The following is a 14,062-nucleotide window of genomic DNA, read 5'->3' on the forward strand; positions in this document are numbered from 1 at the left end:
AGATCAAGCATGTGGCTACTCTGTATTATTAGAGGATAGCCATTTTGCTTGTTTCTTGTTATACTCCTCTCTTGTGTAAATTACTCTCGCCGGGTGGCCCATTACGACCATTCGGGGCGGAACATCTTTTGTGACCACCGCCGCCATGGCAACGACACTGTCTTTCCCTATAATTACTCCCGGTCTAACAACAGCCCTACTACCGATAATCGCCCCATCTTCTACAATAGCCCCTTTCATTTTTGGACTCATCGGATATGGATCGTTTGTGAACGTTGCAGCTGGCCCAATAAAAACACCTTTCCCAATCGTAGTTAAGGGAGGAATATAGACAGATCCTTCAATTCTGCATTGGTCACCGATTGTCACCTTATAATCGATGTGAGTTAGTGATCCAATCATGACGTTATCACCAATTATGGCATCATCTCCAATATAGGCAAAATGCCAAATCTTGACATTTTTCCCGATTTTAGCGGTTTTAGAAATATAGTTAGTAATGGGCTTTTGACTGTCGCTCATACTCAATAATCTACATGTGCCAAGGGTTGCCGTGCCTTATAACTTTGTCAGGGATCTTACTTTTCCATTTCTGCAAAAAATTGATATCAGTCTGCCTTTCACGCAATTCATCGGGCAGCATCATTGGGATCTCATCTATTATGGGATAGTATCTGAGACACTCATTACAGAAGAGCAGTCCTTCATTGATAATTGCTTCGTCGATCTGATTGTCCTGCGCTAAGACATCCAGTTCAAATAACTCTAAGGGATAGTGTTTATCGACAGGACAGGCCAAAATATCGATCATGGATTTCTTCAATTGGATTTCAAATCCATGTATATTGGCGAACCTGTCCTCGCGGATAGGAGGGCAGCTTCAGCAACTTTTGTAACATTTGTTGCATCCTCTGGAGTGACAACGAGCTTCAAAGTTCTTCCAGAAATTACATCCAGAAAGCTCTGTATTTCGAGGGTTAATGGTTCTTGAAATTTGTCTGGACGGGGTATTATTGTTGCCTTTCCGTGGTCAATCTTTACACCTTGCGTAATGTAATCACCCTCTATTATGCCCTCTGTGCAAACGGCGCTAAACTTTCTAACACGGTTCGGGGTGATCCAATTTGAAGCAATTATTGCAACCCTTTGTCCATCGAAGCCGAGCATAATGGTCGCAAAATCTTCATATGAGTGAAACTTCGTGCCTGATCTCGCAAAAACGACTTGAGGTGTGCTATCAAAAAGGTACATTGCAGTATCAATATCGTGGACAGAAGTATCATATATTATGCCAACGTCTTGGATATGTAAAGGCATTCGATTTTCTCGATGAAATTCCATCATTATCAAGTCGCCATATTTACCGGCATCTATAATCTGCTTGACGTTTTGTATTGCCGGATTGAACCTTTCTATATAACCAGAAGTCAAAATCACACTCATTTTCCTGGCAATCTCAATCATATGCTCACATTCACTCGATGAGAATGCCAACGGTTTCTCTACGAAAACGTGAAGTTTTTTTTCCATAATTTTTTTTGCTAGGTTGAAGTGAGTTTTAGTTGGAGTGCAGATGACTGCTGCCTCTAACGAAGGTTCTCTTTCAAGCATTTTATCAAGAGAGGAATAGTGATTTGCATTATACAGCTTTGCAAGTGCTATCGACTTGGATTCATCTGTATCACAGATGGCCGTCAAGGCTCCCATGTCGTGTAGAACTCTTGCATGATTCTTTCCCCAACCTCCGACACCTACAACCGCGATTTTTCGGTCTTTTTCAGCTACTACCATACAGGAGTTAACCAGCCACTGTACTTGGTAATCTCTGCACTTACAATTTTTGAATAAGTCACTCGAACTTGATTGGTAATATTGCCTTCTTTACCATTGCCTACTGCTCGGCCATCAAGATTGACTATTGCGGTGATTTCAGCTGCTGTTCCGGTGAGAAATATTTCATTTGCCATATATAATTCAGTTCTAGAGATGGGACGTTCAATTACATCATATCCTAAACTCCTAGCGATAATTATTGCAGTATCTCGAGTAATTCCATCTAAAGCTGAGCAACCAACATGAGGAGTGTATATTTTATTATCTCTAACAACGAATATGTTTTCGCCTGGGGCTTCGCTGACATTGCCATATAAATCCAACATGACTGACTCGTGGTATCCGTTCCTGTTGCATTCTTGGGTTGCAAGGATTGAGTTAAGATAGTTTCCGGCCGCTTTCGCCATCGGCGGAGTAGACGAGTCATTTATCCTCCTCCAGGTAGATATACACGCATTAATTCCCTCTTCTCTAAAGTATTTGGCAAATGGGAATACTAGAATCACTGCATGCGTAGGCGATCTAGTCGTTACGTTTAAGTCAATACCATGTTGTCCTACAAACGCCATGGGTCTGATATAGCATGATTCTTTGATTCCATTTTTCTTGAGCAGTGCTATTGCTGCGTCTTCTAACTCAGAAGCGGTGTAATCGACTCTGATTGAATATATCGAAGCAGATCGACGAAGTCTTTCCATGTGTTCTCTCAACCTAAAAATGTGGAGATTATTTTTTGATGGATACGCACGAATACCCTCAAACACTGATGTGCCATAATGCAGAGCGTGGGTGGTAACAGGCACAGTCGCCTCCTCCCATTTCACAAATTGCCCATCAAACCAGATGAAGTCGCCGCCTTTTGTTCTCATCCATGGCACAGTCGGCCCCCGATTATAAAAATCTAAGTCAAATGAATCCTTCTTTCGGAATCTTCATCCCTAGCACCCTTAGAGTGTGATCCGTAGATTTTGCATAGTCTTTTATTATATCCCAATGACGTTCGATGAGATCTACTACACCATTTGGTACCTTCTCCTGCCAACTGTTTTCTATGTGTTTTAATTCGCTCCTTGACGCTTCGAATTCATTGATGGCTTGCTTGTACAGCAACTCTTTTACATCGGACGCGGAGCCGGCCTGCCTACGTGCTTTCAGGGGTTTGAGCCGAAAAAACGTCAGAGTGATTCTTTCTGCAATATCTCCAGTGTAGGATACGAATTCTTTCTCTCTGATATTCCTCAGAATTTGATTCCTTAATAACCATGAAAGAGGGGAAATTAAAGGAGGGAGGTATCTAATGAATGGCGATTCTAGTGAGTAATCTGGGGAAACGTTGATAGATGCGTTTCTTCCAAACGCCGATTCAATCATCGCTTTCCTTATTTCATAAGGAAAAGGGAAGCTACGAGTGTTTATCTCTTTATCATTTTTTAAAAATCTGACAGGGTAGATATAAACATTATAATTTTTGTTCAGAAGAGACGATATAATATTTGTATGAGCAATGGTTAGAGGATTTAAGTGAGCAAGATAGACGGCAGCCACTCTCTCCATTGGCTATACCAAACTCTACTCTACACTTAGATAACAAAAAGGGTCGGAAAGGACCTTATGATACCCGTTTTACTTCTATTTCGATTGTCGAGACATTTCTAGTTCTGCCATCTTCTGATTGCACTGTCTCTGAGCCAATCCTCACATCGCCTACTCTATAGCCAGCATTTTCCATCCTTTTCAATATGATTTGTGAAACATCTACTGCCCTGCCAATACTTAAGCCCCGAGCCTTTATAGTTACTGATGGCTGGTTAGCGAGTTGGATGAGAGTTGAGGTGACATATGCCATTAAAGGTTTCTTTCCTATATACACTGCGTCACGTGGACCATCTTTGTGAGCCTGTGGATTTTGTTGCGGTTGTGCTTCCGACATATCAATTTCAGTGGTCTGGGATAATTTAAATCAAGAAGATAACGATGGACGATAACACCAGTTGCTTGAAGTCTTGTAAATTGTTACTTAGGGCTTGGCTGACTTCGATGAGAGCCTCTGGCCTCTATCCATGGGGCCGGCCGGATTCGAACCGGCGGTCTCCAGCGCCCGAGGCTGGCATCATACCAAGCTAGACAACGACCCCTCGATTTGAACAATCATTGTTGAGACTTCATTAAAAATATTCGTAGATGTTATTAATGTTCATTGTGTGTACTTTTGTACAATAGTATATTCAACAATTATTACTAATTGCATCTATGGAAAGTTGACTAATTTATCATGGTGTGGTTTTATGGAGGCATTATTTGCATCTAGGCCCCTCCATATCACATCATATCCTAATTCAGAGAGCAGATCAATATGATAGAATATTGGTATCCTGAGTTTATCAATGACCAAATTAGCTTCATTTAAAGTGTTAACTTTGAGTAAAGAGGCCTGCAAATCCACGATTTTATCTTTCCGTATCAAATAAGGCCCAACTATCAAATAATTACGCAAGCCGTCTTTGCTACTGTCCGTGCTGTTTAGATTTCCTGGTTTCCTTCTTTGAAGAGCTAGATGCACGGTTTCAATCGGGACATTATATCGGGCGGCCAAATCCGAGAGCGATATAACACCATTCGATCTTAAATCAGCTTTGTCATCTTCTGTATCAATGATTCGATCAAACTCCGATACAATTTCTTTAGAAAAAGTGTCTGCTAGTCTAACAAACGACTCTCTATCTAAAAGTTTCAGGTAAGATAGAATCTGTTTTAATGGTACCTCTCCTCTTTCATAATGGATTAGATGATCGTTTCGAATTAATGATCTTAGCCTCCGCAACTCTGGCTCCGCATCTTTATACGCTGAGCCTGTAAGATATTCTTTATTAATGGCAATAAATATATCGCAGGAGATACAATTTTCATTTTCTTGGCCAGAGATTATGCTTATTAGCTTCTCTATTTTCCGTTTTAGATAGTCGATCGTCCAAAAGCCAACTATTTCCAGGTAAACTCGTTGACCGTGCCGTTCAAACAGAAAGTCTGGGATGAACACCTTTCCACTTTCTAATATGATAGGATCTGGTTCCCTGGCCATCGTCCAGCCGGATTGACATTGTTCAAATTTAGTCGCAAATCTTTGCTCGAAGTTGCTGTCAAATACTGAACCAGGACCAGCTATGTTAAGGGCTGAACAATAATATGGCACGGACATTAAAGGAGCCGCGTTTTTATCAAGCCGGAAATCGTATATTTTCTTTCCTAGGGTCAATGACTTTCTAACAATCCATGCTTGTATAGACCAATCGTCTGACTTCACTATGCTAGGCACTAATTTCGCTAAAGCTGTTCCATAAATCTCTGTCATCCTAATAATGCTCAGAGGGCCTTCAACAGAGCAGACAATTTTGTCGTACTGAGAGTTAGTATAACCTTGAGACTTTTGGCTCCTAATACTATACATTAAACCCTGTCTTTTGACATCACGTAACACTCGTTTCCAATGCGTACCGCCACGAAGCGAAAACTCTAGATTAGTACAACTAAATAAAAGCGTCTGAACTACAGCTAGATTATACCATGCAATTAAGTCAGTAGCTTCTAGGCGAAAGAATGACTGCAGCTCTAAATTTTCATCCAGATCATTCCAAACTAGCTCATCCAATAGATCACGATCCATCCCCAAGCGTGAGGCCACAGTTTGTAAAATCTCATCTCTCTTGTCGATGCTAAGTGCTAACTGATGCTTGGCTGATTCTTCGTATAATTTTTTTCTTATTAATTTGGAGCTAACGTTAGGAATATCCCGCGCTAGGTTTAGTTTATTTGCATTCTGTTCAAGACTACTTGCAAAGATACACCTTTTGTCGAGTAGGTTACAAATTCCTCTAACTAACCTAGCGTCACCACAATTAGCTTCAATCATTCTTATCCTATCAATCAGCAACCCCTTTTTTTCCCGCTTTTGTGCTGCCTGTTCATACTCCCTAATGAGACTGGAGAATAACGATAGATCTTCATCTGAAGAACAAAATATAGGGACCAGATTGTTCCCCTTATTAAAAATTTTGACTCTTAGGTACTGATGGGGTATCATTTTGCTTTAGCCTATTCTAACTCTGCAGAACGACGTTAATAGGTATCTGTCGAAATGGGTATTTGTACTAGGCCATGCCAATAACGGCATTACTATGTGCAGGAGCCAAAAGCCCAGGTAAGTTAACTGAAGTAGCGTCAAAAAACCTACGAGCTATGAGCTGAATGCTGCCATTATAGAAGCAAAAATCACACACAGCTTACTTGAGGTTCTTGATTTGATACTTGTGAATGAACCCCGCGAATGCCAAGCGATTCATGAAAAGATGACCCTAATTCAAATAACAATACTTAAAAATAGCGCTTTCACTTTATTGGCATGCTGGGTAGAGAGGTCAGGTTCAATATCAATCGATAACAGACTGGTCCAGTTTTTGGAGGACGCTAAAGATTGGGAGAAAAAGGCAACCAATATACCAGGAGTTTTCTTATTGAAATTGCCCTCTTTTAAGCGAAGATCTGCAGCGCTAGCAATAGAGGTAAATCCGCTTGGAGCGTCAGGAGCAGTCACTAAAAAAAGAGGCATTGTTGTGAGATCCTCAAAGGAGCTGGAGGAAATCAATAGATTGCTATCGCATCCGAAAATGGCTGAACTCGCTAAGCTCGTAGATCAGGTAAATCCAGAAAAGGCTGCCACAGAAACAAATTCTGAAAGTACAGTTTTTGAAATCTAGTTCCAACATTCATTCATCCGAACAAGTAAAGGAACTTGCAATCGTCAACGATTAGGAATCTATTCAAATGTCAGAATTTGCTTTAGGAACTTCACAATGCTAAGTTTGGCGGTACCTTTCAGGTAAAGCGTAGACTGCATTCATTTTTCAGATTCATAGTCTTAATTGTTTTAGGGTTTTGTCGTAGGCCGATCCGACTTATTGTGTTGTAAACCTGCTATTGACTTATCTATTGATATATGGGATAACAAGCTGAAACCTTGCCTGGGGCCCGTAGCGTAGTCAGGATATCGCGGCGGTCTTCGGAACCGCAGATCGAGGGATCGAAGCCCTCCGGGCCCGGCTAACTTTCGGAGTGCACAAGAGCGTGATGGTTGTGCGCGAGAGTGAATTAGTTATCTTATCCTAAATTAGGCTTGTAGCAATCAAAGTCAATGTCTAGACTGTATCAAAATGAGCCATAACCATTTATCTGAGTAAAATAGAATATTGTCTGTTTCGCATATGAAAGTGTCCGAACGAACATCTGGGGTAGAATATGTCATACGGGATATAATTTCATATGCACGAAAATATGAGGATACAGGAAAACCAATAACGTATCTGAATATTGGAGATCCCGTAAGATATGGTTTCAATACACCTCCTCATATCAAGCAAGCCCTAATAGCTGCAGTAACCAATGACCAGAATTATTATGCTGAATCGGAAGGAGCTCCAGAATTAAGAGAAGCGATCGTAGAAAAAGAATCGCAGAAGGGATTTAGTCTTTGTGAAGGTGACGTGTTGGTAACTAATGGTGTCTCAGAGGGTCTAGACATGATCCTGGCTTCGATTGTGGATCCAGGGACAGAAGTACTCATGCCTGGGCCTCATTATCCGCCATATGCCTCTTATACCAAGTTCTATGGCGGTAGACCCATAGAATTCAAATTATACCCAGATGGCCGTCCTGATGTGGAGGATGTTGCATCAAAGATCAATTCTAAATCACGCGCAATTTGCATTATTAGTCCAAATAACCCGACTGGTGAGGTTTTTGACCGTAAAGGTCTTCAACAAATTGTAGATTTAGCTTCAGAACATAACCTTTACGTGATTTGTGATGAAATATATGACAACATTATCTTTGACGAGCAATTTACTGGAATCGGGAGAGTGGCCAGGGACGCACCAGTGATTCTGCTAAATGGTTTTTCTAAGGCATACCTTATGACGGGTTGGCGCTGTGGTTATCTTTGTCTGAATGCCCGATCTAGGAAGCTAGATTCTCTTCGAGAAAATGTAGCCAAGCTTGCACGAGTCCGTATCTCCTCAAATCTACCGGTTCAACTAGCCGCTGCACAAGCATTGCGTGGACCACAAGACCATATACAAGATATGGTTCACAAGCTACGAAAACGAAGGGACTACGTTGTGAAGCGATTGAATGCTATAGATGGGGTTTTTTGTAATTTGCCAAGAGGTGCATTCTATGTTTTTCCTAAAGTTGACCTACACGGCCGGTGGAGGGATGACAACGAATTTGTGCTTAATTACTTTCATTCTACTGGGGTCTTAACAGTTCCTGGCTCAGGATTTGGAAAGAAGTTTGGTGCAGGCCATTTTAGAATCGTATATCTGCCACAAATTTCAATCCTCGAAGAGGCCATGAACAAGTTAGAAACGTTTATGTCTAAATCATGCAAATAATTAAAAGCGGCTAGAGCGTATTAATGTATAGCACAATTGTCGTCGCTTAAACCTGCATGGCAGAAGAGGGACACAGGTCTAACCGTTAGAATGATCTTTAGCTTTGCTATCCTTACTGTCTTGTACTTAGTTTTTCTGAGCGTACTATCCTACTTAGGGATAGGTTATATTCCGATCATACTGATTGCATCGGCTATGATTTTGGCCCAGTGGTACTTCTCAGACAAGATTGTTTTGTGGAGCGCTAAGGCCAAAATCGTTTCAAGGGAAGAAGAGAAGGATTTGCACGAAATGATCGAAAGAATTGTGGCGAGAAATAATCTTCCAAAGCCGAAGATAGCAATTGTAAATACAGCCATGCCAAATGCCTTTGCAACGGGTAGGGGGCAGAAAAGCTCGGTGGTTGCAGTTACGAGAGGCTTGATAGATATTTTGGACGAAGAAGAGCTGGAAGGAGTTATTGCTCATGAGCTAACACATATCAAAAACCGTGATGCACTTGTGCTTACGCTTGCAAGTCTGTTTTCAACGGTGGCCTGGTATCTTATGCAATTTGGATTTTATGGAGGCCTTTATGGAGGAGGCTATGGATACAGCGGTAGGGACAGAAACGGTGGCGGTGCAATGCTTATCATATTGCTGGTAGCTATGCTTACCTGGATAGTCAGCTTTTTGATTATAAGGGCGATATCCAGATACAGAGAGTTTGCTGCGGATCGAGGCTCAGCCCAGATGACTGGCAGGCCGGTAAAGTTGGCCAATGCTCTCTTAAAAATCAGTGGGAATATGAAGCGCATTCCAAATAAGGATTTAAGAGAAGTAGAAGGTTTGAATGCGTTTTTTATTGTGCCTGCGCTATCAGGAAGCACAATTGGAAACCTCTTTTCTACACATCCCCCAGTGGAAAAGAGAGTTCAGAAACTCATGGAGATGGAGGCTTCCATGAGTTGAATTTTTTTAATAGGTTTAGAAGGAGCCCATTGTTAAAGTCGGCCTCAGATACCATTTTTGCTTTATCTTCCGCATATATCACGCTAGAAACTAAACTGGGTCTAAAAAGCACCGGCAGGTCAGCAATTAGCCTTAAGGCCGTTGACGGTATGTACTTTTTGACGATGAAGGAGGATATTCGAAATTTTTTGAACGCCAGTAGAACAGATTTCGACCTCACTTATCGCATACTAACAGACACATATGGATATCTTTGGATAATTATTGAAGGCAAAAACATGGAGGATATTCTCGCCGGTATGACAGCAGTAGGAGACATTATTTATGAACGTGGGTTCGCAGACAATCTGCTTGCTACAGTCTTTCAATTTATTAGTGGCACATTAGACGCTACTCCCGGTTCCCAATATTTGATCTATAATTATAAGCGGAATAATTTTTACCCCTTCGTACCATTGGGCCAAAAGAATCGGGACACTGAACAAGAGATGAAAATCTTATCGGCCGTGGACCAAGAGCTGCGTTTCGAGAAGGACATGAGCAATTGGTACCCACTTTGGGACGTGCCACTTTAAGTTACGGGTATTACGCCTTCCCCTTTGAAGAGCCTTTTGGCTTCATCGATAGAAAGATCGACACTTGGCAAAATAATATCAGATCTAACTATTTCCTTGCTATTATGAGGCTTTCCAAATTTCTTTACTATGTCAGTTAGTTGAGCCAAGCTTTTCCTGAATTCATCATCGTTAGGTCTCTCATTGCTTACTATTCTAACCATATCACAATCTACCTTACTAAGTTTAGCTAATACCCTACTACTAACCGTGAATTGACCATGTCCCATAATTCTAACGATCCTATTGCGTTCGAAGCTAGTCTTTCTCACTGGTCGCGCAATAATTTGGCTCTTTCCAGATGATCTGCTCACTCCTTTTATGTTAATTCCTACTTTGGTGCGTGTACTACTAGCGAATCGAGGCTTAAGTTGGACTTTTTTTCGGGACAAAAATTTTTTGTTATTTTTGAGAACTTTGAGTCCAGCACGTTTAATGCTGCGCCTATTTACTGCTCCACCATCCATTGCTCTTTTTGCACGGTCTTGAATCTTTGAGGCTAATTTTGAAAGCCGTGTTCTACGCTTAGCAACCTTCATGATTGCCTTTTGTCACTCCTTAATACAATATCCATATATCTCTTTATGCATCTTCTGAGCCATTAACTTTACTAGGATTCAGTCCATTTCGGACTCAATTCTTCCAAAATTTAGACTAAAATGATGGTAGTTATAATAAAGTATGATAACAAAAAGACAACAATTATTACGCCATTATTATTATTATTATTTTTGTTATGAAACGTAACGGAACTAATGTCCTCCTTAGGCTTGATTGCTACAATCCTCTTGGGGACAGACAATACTCCATTTCGAGTAGGCTGCAACACTATGTATATGTATGCTACATTTAGTCATATTCTTTTTGAGGTGGCAGGTTAGTTGTTATCTGTAATCGAACCTACGTCTCTCATGCTCGTCAGGCGGACCATAGTCCTCTTTCTTTCTGAAATAACCCCAATAAAGTAAAAATCCCCCTACAATCAGCATACCAATCACAAACTTCTCGTTGGTTATTTGTGAGTTTGTATAGTTATCAAGGTAAAAACCAAATGAGAGGTTGCTTGTGACTAGGTATAGGTTTCTCAATGCGATGATAACTGCCATCACGATAAAAAGGATACCCATTGCTGACATCCAATTTTTTCCACGTCTACTTCGTTCCTCTCCTCTAAATCTCATGTATTTAGACTATTCTTATGCCGGGATTCTTAATCTTGTTCCTGTGCGCCGAATTCAATAACATAGGAGTTAGTATTTCTGCCTGATAAGCGATTGACAGCGGACCTAGATATATATAGCGTAACCCAGAAATTTCCGAAATAAGATTGTTAACAGTTGCTAACGCATCTTTGTCATTTCCGCATACAAAAGTGTCTGAATCTAGACCCTCATGAATGCTTTTCAAGCGGGCTTCGGAAATTGTATGAAACGACGCTACGATTTTAAATTTGTCTCCTAAATGTGCTGCTACGGCCTCTGCAGCAGATCTTTTCGAGTCCTCCATAGGAGTGTAGACAAACCCGCTCTCGGTCTTTTTCATAGGAACAATGGGAGATATCACTATACAGTCGTCCCTTAGATGTTTTGAAATCTGTTCACATGTATCTTTGATATGTTCGTAATGGATGGATAGCAAGAGAACGTCAGACTTTCTTGCTATTGATAAATTCTCATCCCCAATAATGTTACCGCTCATTTTATCTCCGTAATAATTTCTAGCAGTCCTAAAGTAATTGTTTGCAGCATCTTTTGCCTTCTGCACGTCTCTAGACCCAACTAAAATGTCATGTTTAGGCGACCATCTTAAAGCAAACCCTTCGCCCATGCCTCCAGTTCCCCCTATCAGTCCTACTTTCATTGAAGAAGGTTCACAAGGATTTGTTTATTAAAGTTATTAAGACTATCTGGTCTTTCCCAGAATACAGAAATCTCAGCTGATGCCAGCGAAAATTAATATTACATTTCAACTCGACTCTTGACATCTTACTTGCCGCTGCTAATTTTTATGCGACACGGACAGGCGGACAATAATGTTAACAGAGTCTTAGTGGGACGGCATGTAGAATCGCATCTGACCGCATTCGGAATACAACAAGTAGAGGATACGGCAAAGCACCTACAACATATCCCAATTGATAAAATTTATGTTAGTCCAGTTATTCGAACCGTAGAAACGGCTAACATTGTGAGTGAAATATTAGGTATTCCTTATGTAATAGACGAAAGGTTGTACGAAATCGAGATCGGAAAACTCGTAGGAATGAACTACGACGACGTCATAAATCAGTATGGAAATTTATTCCTTAAATTTTATGGAGAAACTGAGACAACTCTCTCAAAGCATGGGGTAGAAAGCTTTTCGGCTGTAAAGCGGAGAATAAAGGCTTTAATGGATGAGGTGGCTGAGAGGGATCACGATAAAAATGTTCTTTTGATAAGTCATCTTGATCCAATCAAGGCCGCTATCTCTATCTTGGTTGACCTTAGTCCAAAAACTTTGTATCATTGGCACGTAAGGAATGCTGCACTTACAATACTAAAACATGAAAGCAAGATATTCTCACTTTCCGGAGTTAACATTATGAGTATGCATAGATACTTGACTGAATAAAAGATAAAGATGATTAGTTAGTTATGGTCACTTTTAGCCACTCCTCGATTTGCATAGCCAACCTGGCTATACATAGCATGGTTATATAGCACCAGGTCTTGCAAATATTTTATCCCTTAGAAGTTAGGTATACTCGAACTCTGAATTGTCATTCGATCTGCTTGCAGATCGTGAAATATTCGTAGGGCGAACAATGTGGCTTTCAAACAAATATGGCTCTTGGTGCTGTTATAGGACGACCTATGTCACGTCGTAATCATAATTTAGCCAGACTTTGTCAATATGTATGTCTCGTTAGTATGCTGAGGGCCTCTAGGCTCTTGAAGTTAAGTTAGGTAATGCTGCTGTACTCTACCCTTGTGAAAGATGTGTAGCGATTATGGAGAACACTGTCGCTTTAGAAATACTACTAAAGCTCAAACCAAATTAGGATGCTCTAGAGATGTACAATTTAATCTTATAATATGCTAATTTAACCTTCAATATATTAATACGAACCCGATGCGAACCGTATGCCGATGGCATGACAAAAGTTAGATAACAATATGGATCCGATCCAATATCCAGTGTGTTTTATGGCTAGAATAGATACCCAATATCAAAAACCTTAAATTATATACTGAAACCTAAATGAACAAACAGGGATAGTGTGGATATGGTACCTAATTCAAACGTTTGGCGTACTGTTGTTATCATTTTGCTTCCTATTCTAGCTATTTCAATCCTGAGCGTGACTTTGTCTCTAGCATTTGGTCAAACAACTACTCCTACTCAAAACTACGTTCTGAGAAGGGTAGCTATTTGGGATCTCTTCTATAGAGGGATGGTAGCCGCCTTTGTGGTTGGGGCTCTTGTTCAAGGAAGTGTAGTATATGTCTCATGGAGATATAGAGAGTCTAATAAGAAAACTCATCCGACTCGTGGACCTTCAGAGGGCGGTACCTAGTTATGGCTTCTCATGCGATTTATGAGTGGATCTACGTGGGCGTAGTTATTGCTTTATTGGCATGGATAGGGGCTGATTCATGGAATGTAGAGCATATGTTGGAAGCTGTGCCTCCAAATGCCGAAGTTATAAAGGTAATTGGTCAGCAATGGTTTTGGACATTCCAGCACGTAGATGGGACTCGTGAAGTAGGTCAATTGCATTTAAAACAGGGAGTCCCATACAGGTTCGAAATTGTCTCTCAAGACGTCATTCATGCCTTTAACATTCCCGATTTTGCTGTATTGACCGATGCAGTTCCTGGGAGAGTCAATACAGTCTGGAACGTGTTTGATGTGCCGGGCCAGTATCTTATACAATGCAGGGAATATTGCGGACTCTTGCACTACAACATGCGGGCTCAACTGTTCGTGCTACCTGCAACGGCCGGTGGATCAGCTTCTAGTGCTCCAAGTACGGCTTCAGCCGTGAGTTCAAGCGCTCCGAGTAGCACACCTGCTGCAACCAGTGCGAGTAGCTCCCCCACTTCATCTTCGAGCTCTGGTCCAGTAGGAGCCAAGTTAACAATTCTGCAAGGTGCCTCTACTCAAGGCAATCCAGCATATTCACCTGATACGCTCTCAGTCAAGAAAGGTAATTCTATTCAAATCACCAACAAAGAC

The 14,062-nt window shown here is 41.0% G+C and carries 17 protein-coding genes and 2 tRNA genes; 8 read left to right on the forward strand and 11 right to left on the reverse strand.

Annotation, left to right across the window (positions count from 1 at the left end; genetic code table 11):
* Positions 1 to 15: 15 nt before the first annotated feature.
* From DYY65_RS00400 to DYY65_RS00435, 8 genes are all read right to left on the reverse strand, one after another.
* Entirely contained in the window at positions 16 to 522 is a 507-nt protein-coding gene (locus DYY65_RS00400) for an acyltransferase (RefSeq protein WP_162476022.1), read from the reverse strand.
* 10 nt (positions 523 to 532) lie between these two features.
* Complete coding sequence (locus DYY65_RS00405; RefSeq protein WP_162476023.1) at positions 533 to 823, reverse strand: Trm112 family protein; 291 nt, start codon at positions 821 to 823, stop codon at positions 533 to 535.
* Positions 820 to 1,791 carry a Gfo/Idh/MocA family protein gene (locus DYY65_RS00410; protein WP_162476024.1) on the reverse strand — a complete coding sequence of 324 codons (972 nt, stop codon included), beginning with the start codon at positions 1,789 to 1,791 and terminating at the stop codon, positions 820 to 822. Before DYY65_RS00410 ends, DYY65_RS00405 begins: the two co-directional genes overlap by 4 nt.
* On the reverse strand, positions 1,785 to 2,702 hold the full coding sequence (locus tag DYY65_RS00415; protein WP_162476025.1) for a branched-chain amino acid transaminase: 918 nt from the start codon (positions 2,700 to 2,702) through the stop codon (positions 1,785 to 1,787). Before DYY65_RS00415 ends, DYY65_RS00410 begins: the two co-directional genes overlap by 7 nt.
* 37 nt (positions 2,703 to 2,739) lie before the next feature.
* The gene (locus tag DYY65_RS00420; RefSeq protein ID WP_162476026.1) at positions 2,740 to 3,387 is read right to left on the reverse strand and encodes a hypothetical protein; all 648 of its coding nucleotides are present in this window, start codon (positions 3,385 to 3,387) and stop codon (positions 2,740 to 2,742) included.
* A gap of 55 nt (positions 3,388 to 3,442) precedes the next feature.
* A complete protein-coding gene (locus DYY65_RS00425; RefSeq protein WP_162476027.1) occupies positions 3,443 to 3,763 on the reverse strand; it encodes a DNA-binding protein in 321 nt (106 codons plus the stop codon).
* A 131-nt stretch (positions 3,764 to 3,894) separates the two neighbouring features.
* Positions 3,895 to 3,968: transfer RNA gene (locus DYY65_RS00430), tRNA-Pro, on the reverse strand.
* A gap of 113 nt (positions 3,969 to 4,081) precedes the next feature.
* Complete coding sequence (locus tag DYY65_RS00435) at positions 4,082 to 5,911, reverse strand: DUF790 family protein (protein WP_162476028.1); 1,830 nt, start codon at positions 5,909 to 5,911, stop codon at positions 4,082 to 4,084.
* 217 nt (positions 5,912 to 6,128) lie between these two features.
* Between DYY65_RS00435 and DYY65_RS00440 the strand changes: the two genes are divergently transcribed.
* The 5 genes from DYY65_RS00440 to pspAB all read left to right on the forward strand — a co-directional run bounded on the left by DYY65_RS00440 (position 6,129) and on the right by pspAB (position 9,802).
* Positions 6,129 to 6,584 (forward strand): hypothetical protein, encoded by a 456-nt coding sequence (locus DYY65_RS00440; protein ID WP_162476029.1) that lies wholly within the window; start codon positions 6,129 to 6,131, stop codon positions 6,582 to 6,584.
* 267 nt (positions 6,585 to 6,851) lie between these two features.
* Positions 6,852 to 6,926, forward strand: a tRNA-Arg gene (locus tag DYY65_RS00445).
* A 162-nt stretch (positions 6,927 to 7,088) separates the two neighbouring features.
* Positions 7,089 to 8,276: an aminotransferase class I/II-fold pyridoxal phosphate-dependent enzyme gene (locus DYY65_RS00450; protein ID WP_162476030.1), complete on the forward strand. Its 1,188-nt coding sequence runs from the start codon at positions 7,089 to 7,091 to the stop codon at positions 8,274 to 8,276.
* Between the two features lie 36 nt (positions 8,277 to 8,312).
* Positions 8,313 to 9,227, forward strand: coding sequence for a zinc metalloprotease HtpX (htpX, locus tag DYY65_RS00455; protein WP_236561563.1), 915 nt, complete (start codon positions 8,313 to 8,315; stop codon positions 9,225 to 9,227).
* Positions 9,224 to 9,802 (forward strand): PspA-associated protein PspAB, encoded by a 579-nt coding sequence (gene pspAB, locus DYY65_RS00460; RefSeq protein WP_162476031.1) that lies wholly within the window; start codon positions 9,224 to 9,226, stop codon positions 9,800 to 9,802. Before htpX ends, pspAB begins: the two co-directional genes overlap by 4 nt.
* Here the strand turns inward: pspAB and pspAA are convergent.
* The 3 genes from pspAA to npdG form a co-directional block, all read right to left on the reverse strand.
* Entirely contained in the window at positions 9,799 to 10,380 is a 582-nt protein-coding gene (gene pspAA, locus DYY65_RS00465; RefSeq protein WP_162476032.1) for a PspA-associated protein PspAA, read from the reverse strand. The two genes, pspAB and pspAA, sit on opposite strands and share 4 nt — an antisense overlap.
* Positions 10,381 to 10,725: 345 nt before the next feature.
* Positions 10,726 to 11,022 carry a hypothetical protein gene (locus DYY65_RS00470; RefSeq protein ID WP_162476033.1) on the reverse strand — a complete coding sequence of 99 codons (297 nt, stop codon included), beginning with the start codon at positions 11,020 to 11,022 and terminating at the stop codon, positions 10,726 to 10,728.
* A gap of 4 nt (positions 11,023 to 11,026) precedes the next feature.
* Positions 11,027 to 11,701: an NADPH-dependent F420 reductase gene (gene npdG, locus DYY65_RS00475; RefSeq protein ID WP_162476034.1), complete on the reverse strand. Its 675-nt coding sequence runs from the start codon at positions 11,699 to 11,701 to the stop codon at positions 11,027 to 11,029.
* Positions 11,702 to 11,848: 147 nt separating this feature from the next.
* Between npdG and DYY65_RS00480 the strand changes: the two genes are divergently transcribed.
* From DYY65_RS00480 to DYY65_RS00490, 3 genes are all read left to right on the forward strand, one after another.
* Positions 11,849 to 12,454: a histidine phosphatase family protein gene (locus DYY65_RS00480; protein WP_162476035.1), complete on the forward strand. Its 606-nt coding sequence runs from the start codon at positions 11,849 to 11,851 to the stop codon at positions 12,452 to 12,454.
* A 655-nt stretch (positions 12,455 to 13,109) separates the two neighbouring features.
* On the forward strand, positions 13,110 to 13,400 hold the full coding sequence (locus DYY65_RS00485; RefSeq protein ID WP_162476036.1) for a heme transporter CcmC: 291 nt from the start codon (positions 13,110 to 13,112) through the stop codon (positions 13,398 to 13,400).
* Between the two features lie 2 nt (positions 13,401 to 13,402).
* Positions 13,403 to 14,062 (forward strand): hypothetical protein (locus DYY65_RS00490; RefSeq protein WP_162476037.1); only part of this gene is annotated, 660 nt, incomplete at its 3' end.

It is taken from the genome of Nitrososphaera sp. AFS, assembly GCF_009898475.1.
Taxonomy (GTDB): Archaea; Thermoproteota; Nitrososphaeria; order Nitrososphaerales; family Nitrososphaeraceae; genus Nitrosopolaris.

Coding starts and splice junctions, on each gene's coding strand:
- DYY65_RS00450 (WP_162476030.1), top strand. CDS start 7,089: ATGAAAGTGTCCGAACGAACATCTGGGGTAGAATATGTCATACGGGAT.
- DYY65_RS00470 (WP_162476033.1), bottom strand. CDS start 11,022: ATGAGATTTAGAGGAGAGGAACGAAGTAGACGTGGAAAAAATTGGATG.
- DYY65_RS00420 (WP_162476026.1), bottom strand. CDS start 3,387: ATGGAGAGAGTGGCTGCCGTCTATCTTGCTCACTTAAATCCTCTAACC.
- DYY65_RS00425 (WP_162476027.1), bottom strand. CDS start 3,763: ATGTCGGAAGCACAACCGCAACAAAATCCACAGGCTCACAAAGATGGT.
- DYY65_RS00435 (WP_162476028.1), bottom strand. CDS start 5,911: ATGATACCCCATCAGTACCTAAGAGTCAAAATTTTTAATAAGGGGAAC.
- pspAA (WP_162476032.1), bottom strand. CDS start 10,380: ATGAAGGTTGCTAAGCGTAGAACACGGCTTTCAAAATTAGCCTCAAAG.
- DYY65_RS00485 (WP_162476036.1), top strand. CDS start 13,110: ATGGTACCTAATTCAAACGTTTGGCGTACTGTTGTTATCATTTTGCTT.
- npdG (WP_162476034.1), bottom strand. CDS start 11,701: ATGAAAGTAGGACTGATAGGGGGAACTGGAGGCATGGGCGAAGGGTTT.
- DYY65_RS00415 (WP_162476025.1), bottom strand. CDS start 2,702: ATGAGAACAAAAGGCGGCGACTTCATCTGGTTTGATGGGCAATTTGTG.
- DYY65_RS00480 (WP_162476035.1), top strand. CDS start 11,849: ATGCGACACGGACAGGCGGACAATAATGTTAACAGAGTCTTAGTGGGA.
- DYY65_RS00400 (WP_162476022.1), bottom strand. CDS start 522: ATGAGCGACAGTCAAAAGCCCATTACTAACTATATTTCTAAAACCGCT.
- DYY65_RS00410 (WP_162476024.1), bottom strand. CDS start 1,791: ATGGTAGTAGCTGAAAAAGACCGAAAAATCGCGGTTGTAGGTGTCGGA.